Raw genomic sequence first — 8,217 nt, forward strand, 5'->3', positions numbered from 1 at the left:
CTACGCGTCGGGCCGCACCACCCCGAGGATCGGCAGCGACCCCGCGCCCGCTGTGGTGATCTGCCGGCCGGTCCGCGGCGCGTGGACCATCACCCCGTCGCCGACGTACATGCCGACATGACTGGCGTCACTCTTGTAGACGATCAGGTCGCCCGGGCGCATGTCGGTGACCTCCACCCGCGGCAGCAGCCTCCACTGCTCCTGCGAGGTGCGCGGGATCCGCAGCCCCGCCGCCTCCCAGGCACGCAGTGTCAGCCCCGAGCAGTCGAAGGTGCCCGGGCCCTCGGCGCCCCACTCGTAGTCCTTGCCGATCTGGGCCATGGCGTACCCGACGGCCTTCCTGCCGCGCGCCGACGCCCGCTGGTCGATCTCCTCCAGCACGCCGGACTCCAGCCAGCGCGCCTGCCGGGCCCAGGCCGCCTCGTCCTCCAGCTCCCGCAGCCGCTCCAGCTCGTCGGCCTCCAGCCGCGACTCCAGCTTCTCGGCCTTCGCCAGCTCGGCCTCGATGTCCTTCTTGGCCTTGGCCTTGCGCTTGCGGTCCGACTCCAGCTTCGCCCACCGGCCGGTGGCCTCGTCCGCGTACTCGTCGAGGTCCTCGTTGGCCGTCCGCAGCTTCGCGATCAGCCCCTTGGCCGCCTGGTCACCCTTGTGGAGCAGATCGAGGTCGCGCAGGAAGTCCTCCGGGTCGTCGCCGAGGACCAGCCGCGCGGAGGGCGGCAGACCGCCACCGCGGTACTGCGCGCGGGCCATCGCCCCGGCCCTGTCCCTCAGATCGTCCAGCTGCCCCCGGGTCCGCACGATCGCCCGGGCCAGCCGTACGATCTCGCGGCGCTGCTTCGCGGCCCGCTCATCGGCCGCGTTGTACTCCTCGGTGGCCGATTCCGCGCTGTCGTGGAGCTTCTCGATCTTCTTGCGGAGTCTCTCCAGACGCGCGGTGGGGTCCTCGCCGGCGGCCTCGTCCGGTCCTCCCGCCGCCCCGGGCTCCTCCGCCTCCCCGGGCTTCCCGGGCTCGGGGGCCGCGGGCGAGGCCTGGACGCCGCCCTTCTCCCTCACACCCGGACCGCCCGGTTCCGCACGGGCCGCTCCCGCCGGTGCCACCAGCAGCGCGAACTGCGCGCACACCAGTGCGCAGACGGCCGCCCCCACGGACACGGCGCCCGCCGACGGCCTCCCACGGCGTGCCGTACCGGCGCCGCCCCCCTGCCGCTCCACGCTTCTCCCTTCCACGCGTCCACGCACGTCACACGATCCCTACCCGCGCGTAACGAGTCACAGCCGGGGATGGTGCCACGTCGGCCACTCCCGCAACAGAGGGCGTGGCCCCGTCCCGCCCGCGGCGCGCCGGCGGCCGCGTCAACTGCACCGTCCGCCGAGGTTCACCTCTCGTTCACTCTCGGCCGTCGGGCGCTTCACCTGTCCTGCCTAATTTCGGCCTCACGGGGAGCGCGCCCGGTCGCCGGCGGACGCGGACCGCCCCACATGCTGAACACGAGACCCGGACACACCTCACCGCTTGCCGTCCCCACCGGCGGGCCCCAGGAAGGAACTGAACGAAGTGAAGCTTCAGCCCACCAACCGGCTCCGCACGCTCGCCGTCGGCGCCGCCGTGGTTTCCAGCGCACTGGTCCTGAGCGCCTGCGGCTCGGACGACAACACCGGGGGCGGCAACACCGGCAGCGGCACCAAGGCCGCCAGCAACATCAAGTGCGACGGCGAGGGCAACCTCCTCGCGTCCGGCTCCAGCGCCCAGAAGAACGCGATGGACATCTGGGTCAAGAACTACCAGGCGGCCTGCGAGGGCTCCGCGGTCAACTACAAGCCCACCGGCTCCGGCGCGGGCATCCAGGAGTTCCTCCAGGGCAAGACCGGCTTCGCCGGCTCCGACTCGGCCCTGAAGGAGGACGAGGTCGAGCAGTCCAAGGAGGTCTGCGAGGGCGGCCAGGGCATCAACCTGCCGATGGTCGGCGGCCCGGTGGCCGTCGGTTACAACCTGGCCGGCGTGGACGACCTGGTCCTGGACGCCGAGACCATCGCCAAGATCTTCGACTCGAAGATCACCCAGTGGGACGACGAGGCGATCAAGAAGCTGAACCCGGACGCCAAGCTGCCGTCCACCAAGATCCAGGCCTTCCACCGCTCCGACGAGTCCGGCACCACCGACAACTTCACCGAGTACCTGCACGCCGCCGCGCCCGACGCCTGGAAGTACGAGCCCGCCAAGGCCTGGGCCGGCAAGGGCGGCCAGTCGGCCGACGGCTCCTCCGGTGTGGCCACCAACGTCAAGAACAACGACGGCGCGATCGGCTACTTCGAGCTGTCCTACGCCACCGGCAACAACATCCCGACCGTGAAGCTCGACACCGGCGCCGCCGAGCCCGTCGAGGCCACCGTCGACAACGCCTCCGCGGCCATCGCCGCCGGCAAGGTCGTCGGCGAGGGCAGCGACCTGGCCATGGAGCTGGACTACGCCACCAAGGCCGAGGGCGCCTACCCGATCGTCCTGGTGACCTACGAGATCGTCTGCGACAAGGGCAACGACAAGGAGTCCCTGGACCTGACCAAGTCCTTCCTGACCTACGCGGCCAGCGAGGACGGCCAGAGCGCGCTGGCCGACGCCGGTTACGCCCCGATCCCCGACGAGATCATCGCCAAGGTCCGCGAGACCATCTCCTCCCTCTCCTGACGCAGCAGGCGGTCGGCCCCGCACCCCGGCGGGGCCGGCCGCCCGGCCGCGTCCGCACACGAAACCGCTCCGCACGCGACCAACCCATCCGGTGCACCGCCGCCAGGGGATGACACCCCTAACCAGACCGGAGAAACCATGGACATAGCACCCACCGCCTCCGCAGCGCCGAAGAACCCACCACCGAAAGGCCCCTCCGGCAAGGACTCCGCCACCCGTCCGGGCGACCGGATCTTCCTCGGCCTCTCCCGGGGCTCCGGTATCGCGCTGCTGGTGATCATGGCCGCCATCGCGGTCTTCCTCACCTGGCGCACCCTGGTCGCCCTCGCCGAGAACGAGGGCAACTTCCTCACCACCTTCGAGTGGAGCGCCAACGCCGACCCGCCGGTCTTCGGCATCGCGGTCCTGGCCTACGGCACGATCGTCAGCTCGATCATCGCGATGGTCCTGGCGGTCCCCGTGGCCGTCGGCATCGCCCTGTTCATCTCGCACTACGCGCCGCGCCGGATCGCCACCCCGATGGCGTACGTGGTGGACCTGCTCGCCGCCGTCCCCAGCATCATCTACGGCCTGTGGGGCGCCCTGTTCCTGGTGCCGCACCTGACCGGCCTGTACGAGTGGCTCGACCAGTTCTTCGGCTGGACCGGCGTCTTCGCCTACAACGGCGGTGCCCCGCGCTCGCTGTTCACCGTCGGCATCCTGCTGGCGATCATGATCCTGCCGATCGTCACCAACGTCAGCCGCGAGGTCTTCAAGCAGTCCCCGAAGATGCAGGAGGAGGCCGCGCTCGCGCTCGGCGCCACCCGGTGGGAGGTCATCAGGATGGCCGTCCTGCCCTTCGGCCGCTCCGGCGTGATCAGCGCCTCGATGCTCGGCCTGGGCCGCGCGCTGGGCGAGACGATGGCGGTCGCCACCGTCCTGTCCCCCAACTTCCTGATCAACGTCAGCCTCCTCAACCCCGGCGGCGGCACCTTCGCCCAGAACATCGCCGCGGGCTTCAAGGAGGCCGGCGACATCGGCCGTGACGCGCTGATCGCGTCCGGCCTCGTCCTGTTCGTCATCACCCTTCTGGTGAACGGCGCGGCCCGGCTGATCATCGCCCGCCGCAAGGAATACTCGGGGGCGAACGCCTGATGAGCAACGCAGTCATGGAGAAGCCCCCGGTCACCGTGCCGCCCTCCGGCAACACCCTCAGGCAGCCCCGCCTGCCGCGCTGGGCCCCCGCCGGCCTCGCCCTGCTCTCCGCGGGCGTCGGCGCCGGAGCCGGCCTGGCGTTCGGCCTGGCCAGCCGCATCCAGTGGGGCCTGATCGCCGCGATCGTCTACGTCGCGGCCACCTACGCCCTCACCACGGCCGTCGAGGGCCGCCGCCAGGCCAAGGACAGGCTGGCCACCAGCCTGATCTGGGTCAGCTTCCTGGTCGCCGTCCTCCCGCTGGCCTCCCTGATCTGGGAGACGATCGCACGCGGCACCAAGGTCCTGGACGGGTACTTCCTCACCCACTCCATGAGCGGTGTGATCACCCTCCAGCCCGGCGGCGGCATCTACCACGCGATCATCGGCACCATCGAGCAGGTCGGCATCGCCACCCTGATCGCGGCGCCGATCGGCCTGCTGACCGCGATCTACCTGGTCGAGTACGGGCGCGGCAAGCTCGCCACGGCCGTCACCTTCTTCGTCGACGTCATGACCGGCATCCCCTCGATCGTCGCCGGTCTGTTCGTCCTGTCCTTCTGGATCATCATCCTGGACTTCGGCTACTCCGGCTTCGCCGGCGCCATGGCGCTGGCGATCCTGATGATGCCGATCGTCGTGCGCTCCACCGAGGAGATGCTCAAGCTCGTCCCGAACGAGCTGCGCGAGGCGTCCCTGGCGCTGGGCGTGCCCAAGTGGCGCACCATCCTCAAGGTCGTGCTGCCCACCGCGATCGGCGGCATCACCACGGGCGTCATGCTCGCCGTCGCCCGTATCGCCGGTGAGACCGCGCCGATCCTGCTGCTGGTGTTCGGCGCCCAGTCGATCAACAACAACCCCTTCGAGGGCGCCCAGTCCTCCCTGCCGTACTACGTCTACGAGCAGTGGGCCAACGGCAACGAGGCCTCCTACGACCGCGCCTGGGCGGCGGCCCTCGTGCTGATCGCCTTCGTGATGATCCTGAACCTGGTGGCCCGCGGCATAGCCCGCTGGAAGGCCCCGAAGACCGGCCGCTGACCGGCCGCACGAGCAGAAGAGAAGTGATCCCCATGGCCAAGCGCATCGACGTCAGCGGCCTCACCGCGTACTACGGCTCCCACAAGGCGATCGAGGACATCTCCATGTCCGTCGAGCCCCGCTCCGTGACCGCCTTCATCGGCCCGTCCGGCTGCGGCAAGTCCACCTTCCTGCGCACCCTCAACCGCATGCACGAGGTCACCCCCGGCGGACGCGTCGAGGGCAAGGTGACGCTCGACAACGAGGACCTGTACGCCGGCGGTGTCGACCCGGTCTCCGTCCGCCGCACCATCGGCATGGTCTTCCAGCGCCCGAACCCGTTCCCCACCATGTCGATCTACGACAACGTGGCGGCGGGCCTGCGACTCAACGGCTCCTACAAGAAGTCGCAGCTCGACGACGTCGTCGAGAAGTCCCTCAAGGGCGCCAACCTCTGGAACGAGGTCAAGGACCGCCTGAACAAGCCCGGCTCCGGCCTCTCCGGCGGCCAGCAGCAGCGGCTGTGCATCGCCCGCGCCATCGCGGTCGAGCCTCAGGTGCTGCTGATGGACGAGCCGTGCTCCGCGCTCGACCCGATCTCCACCCTCGCCATCGAGGACCTGATCTCCGAGCTGAAGGAGCGCTTCACGATCGTCATCGTGACCCACAACATGCAGCAGGCCGCGCGGGTGTCGGACCGTACCGCCTTCTTCAACCTGGCGGCGGTCGGCCAGCCCGGCAAGCTGATCGAGATCGACGACACCGAGCGCATCTTCTCCAACCCCTCGGTCCAGGCCACCGAGGACTACATCTCGGGCCGCTTCGGCTGATCCGGCCGGCCCCGGCCCGTCCAGGCCGTCTGCGGTGCTGCATGGCGGTGCCACCGCAAGACGAAACGCCCGCCCCCCGGCTCCCGGGGGGCGGGCGTCCCACGTTCGGGCCGCGGGAACGCGGGCTCGGCCCGCGACCGTCCGCACCGCCCGGGCAGTGTCTCCCGGGGGGACGACCCCCGGACCCCCGGCCGGACCCCCGCAGCACCGGAACGCGGACTCAGCCCGCGACCATCCGCACCACCCAGTAGCTCACCGCCGCCACCAGCGCGGCGGCCGGCATCGTGATACAGCACCACCCGGGGGACGACCCCCGGCCCCCGGCCGGACCCCCGCAGCACCGGAACGCGGACTCAGCCCGCGACCATCCGCACCACCCAGTAGCTCACCGCCGCCACCAGCGCGGCGGCCGGCATCGTGATGAACCAGCCGAGCACGATGTTCTTCGCCACCCCCCAGCGCACCGCGCTGACCCGCTTGGTGGCGCCCACGCCCATGATCGCGGAGGTGATCACATGGGTGGTGGAGATCGGGGCGTGGAACATGAACGAGGCGGTGTACATCACCGAGGCCGCCGTCGTCTCGGCGGCGAATCCCTGCGGCGGATCCAGTTCGATGATCCGGCGCCCCAGCGTCCGCATGATCCGCCAGCCTCCGGCGTACGTGCCCAGCGACAGCATCAGCGCGCAGGAGACCTTGACCCACACCGGGATCTGGCCGTGGTCCTGGACGTCCGCGATCACCAGGGCCATCACCACGATGCCCATGGTCTTCTGCGCGTCCTGCAGGCCGTGGCCGAGCGCCATGCCCGCGGCCGAGACCGTCTGGGCCATGCGGAAGCCGCGCTTGGCGCGCTGCGGGTTGGCCCTGCGGAACAGCCACATGATGGCCACCATCACCAGGTAGCCGAGCAGCAGGCCGACCAGCGGCGAGACGAACATCGGGATGACGATCTTCGAGAACACCCCGGACCAGTACACCGCGATGCCGCCCGCCAGCGCCGCGCCCACCATTCCGCCGAACAGCGCGTGCGAGGAGGAGGACGGCAGGCCGAAGTACCAGGTGATCATGTTCCAGGTGATCGCCCCGACCAGCGCCGCGAACAGGATCGCCATCCCGCTCTGGCCGTGCGGGGTCTCGATCAGCCCCTCGCTGACGGTCTTGGCGACGCCGCTGCCCAGGAAGGCGCCCGCCAGGTTCATCACCGCCGCCATCAGCAGCGCGGCCCGGGGGGTGAGCGCGCGGGTGGAGACGGAGGTGGCGATGGCGTTCGCCGAGTCGTGGAAGCCGTTGGTGTAGGTGAAGAAGAGCGCGACCCCGACGGTCAGTACGAGCGCGAAGGTGTCCACGTGGTTCAGGACTCCTTGACGGCGATGGTCTCCACCGTGTTCGCCACGTGCTCGAAGGCGTCGGCCGCCTCCTCCAGGACATCCACGATCTGCTTGAGTTTGAGCACCTCGATCGCGTCGTACTTGCCGTTGAACAGGTGGGCCAGCAGCTTGCGGTGGATCTGGTCGGCCTGGTTCTCCAGCCGGTTGACCTCGATCCAGTACTCGGTGAGGTTGGCCATCGTCCGCAGGTTCGGCATCGCCTCGGCGGTCAGCTCGGCCGCCCGGGCCAGGACCTCGATCTGCTGCTCGACCCCCTTGGGCAGTTCCTCGATCTGGTAGAGGACGACGAGGTCGACGGCCTCCTCCATGAAGTCCATGATGTCGTCGAGCGACGACGCGAGCCGGTAGATGTCCTCGCGGTCGAACGGTGTGATGAACGAGGAGTTCAGCTGGTGGAAGATCGCGTGGGTCGCGTCGTCACCGGCGTGTTCGGCGGCACGCATGCGCTCCGAGATCTCGGCCCGGGCCGAGGTCTCCGCCCCGAGCAGTTCCATCAGGAGCTTCGAGCCCGTGACGATGTTGTCCGCGGAGGCCGCGAACATGTCGTAGAAGCTCGTCTCCCTGGGGGTCAGACGAAAGCGCACTGGGATTCCTCGAGGTGCATCGTTGTCGGTCTCATGATGCTAGGCGCATCATCCGGTCACATCGAACCGGCGTCCTTCAGTGTCACCCATCGGACCACACGCTCCGTACCCGGGGATCCACGCCCCCATCACCGCAGAACGGAAAATTCGGTACCATATACCCAGTGGGGGTATTGATCCTCACGGCGACCACGGGAGGACCGTATGACGACCACCGACGCCCGTCCAGAGACCGCTCACGGTCCGCACGGCTACGCCAAGGAGAAGGACGCCCACCTCAAACGGCTGCGGCGCATCGAGGGCCAGATCCGCGGCCTGCAGCGCATGGTCGAGGAGGACGTCTACTGCATCGACATACTCACCCAGGTCTCGGCGTCCACCAAGGCCCTGCAGTCCTTCGCCCTCCAGCTACTGGAGGAGCATCTGCGCCACTGCGTGGCCCATGCGGCCACCGAGGGCGGCGAGGAGGTCGACGCCAAGGTGGAGGAGGCCACGGCCGCCATCGCCCGGCTGCTGCGCACCTGACGCCCACCCCGTCCC

At 69.7% G+C, this 8,217-nt stretch carries 8 protein-coding genes; 5 read left to right on the forward strand and 3 right to left on the reverse strand.

Translation table 11 applies throughout. From position 1 onward, the window contains the following. Nucleotides 1-1,152, reverse strand: a complete 1,152-nt coding sequence (locus L7D48_RS05935) for a C40 family peptidase (protein ID WP_237877818.1) — start codon at nucleotides 1,150-1,152, stop codon at nucleotides 1-3. Nucleotides 1,153-1,555: 403 nt separating this feature from the next. Between L7D48_RS05935 and pstS the strand changes: the two genes are divergently transcribed. From pstS to pstB, 4 genes are all read left to right on the forward strand, one after another. Then, nucleotides 1,556-2,683 (forward strand): phosphate ABC transporter substrate-binding protein PstS, encoded by a 1,128-nt coding sequence (gene pstS / locus L7D48_RS05940; RefSeq protein WP_237877819.1) that lies wholly within the window; start codon nucleotides 1,556-1,558, stop codon nucleotides 2,681-2,683. Between the two features lie 138 nt (nucleotides 2,684-2,821). Continuing rightward, nucleotides 2,822-3,817, forward strand: coding sequence for a phosphate ABC transporter permease subunit PstC (pstC, locus tag L7D48_RS05945; RefSeq protein ID WP_237877820.1), 996 nt, complete (start codon nucleotides 2,822-2,824; stop codon nucleotides 3,815-3,817). Next, a complete protein-coding gene (gene pstA, locus L7D48_RS05950; RefSeq protein WP_237877821.1) occupies nucleotides 3,817-4,893 on the forward strand; it encodes a phosphate ABC transporter permease PstA in 1,077 nt (358 codons plus the stop codon). The genes pstC and pstA overlap by 1 nt, the downstream gene beginning before the upstream one ends. A 32-nt stretch (nucleotides 4,894-4,925) precedes the next feature. Further along, nucleotides 4,926-5,702 carry a phosphate ABC transporter ATP-binding protein PstB gene (gene pstB, locus L7D48_RS05955; RefSeq protein ID WP_237877822.1) on the forward strand — a complete coding sequence of 259 codons (777 nt, stop codon included), beginning with the start codon at nucleotides 4,926-4,928 and terminating at the stop codon, nucleotides 5,700-5,702. Nucleotides 5,703-6,055: 353 nt separating this feature from the next. Here pstB and L7D48_RS05960 read toward each other — a convergent pair whose 3' ends face one another. Further along, nucleotides 6,056-7,051, reverse strand: a complete 996-nt coding sequence (locus L7D48_RS05960; protein ID WP_237877823.1) for an inorganic phosphate transporter — start codon at nucleotides 7,049-7,051, stop codon at nucleotides 6,056-6,058. Nucleotides 7,052-7,056: 5 nt separating this feature from the next. Next, nucleotides 7,057-7,677, reverse strand: a complete 621-nt coding sequence (locus L7D48_RS05965) for a DUF47 domain-containing protein (protein WP_237877824.1) — start codon at nucleotides 7,675-7,677, stop codon at nucleotides 7,057-7,059. 204 nt (nucleotides 7,678-7,881) lie between these two features. On the opposite strand from L7D48_RS05965, the gene L7D48_RS05970 reads away from it, so the two are divergent. After that, nucleotides 7,882-8,202 carry a metal-sensitive transcriptional regulator gene (locus L7D48_RS05970; protein ID WP_237877825.1) on the forward strand — a complete coding sequence of 107 codons (321 nt, stop codon included), beginning with the start codon at nucleotides 7,882-7,884 and terminating at the stop codon, nucleotides 8,200-8,202. Nucleotides 8,203-8,217: the final 15 nt, after the last annotated feature.

The sequence above is a fragment of the Streptomyces sp. ICN903 genome (genome assembly GCF_022015835.1).
Taxonomy (GTDB): domain Bacteria; phylum Actinomycetota; class Actinomycetes; order Streptomycetales; family Streptomycetaceae; genus Streptomyces; species Streptomyces fenghuangensis.

Bases quoted from the DNA above. Each gene is read 5' to 3' on its own strand.
- L7D48_RS05970 (WP_237877825.1), top strand. From the start codon at position 7,882: ATGACGACCACCGACGCCCGTCCAGAGACCGCTCACGGTCCGCACGGC.
- pstA (WP_237877821.1), top strand. From the start codon at position 3,817: ATGAGCAACGCAGTCATGGAGAAGCCCCCGGTCACCGTGCCGCCCTCC.
- pstC (WP_237877820.1), top strand. From the start codon at position 2,822: ATGGACATAGCACCCACCGCCTCCGCAGCGCCGAAGAACCCACCACCG.
- pstB (WP_237877822.1), top strand. From the start codon at position 4,926: ATGGCCAAGCGCATCGACGTCAGCGGCCTCACCGCGTACTACGGCTCC.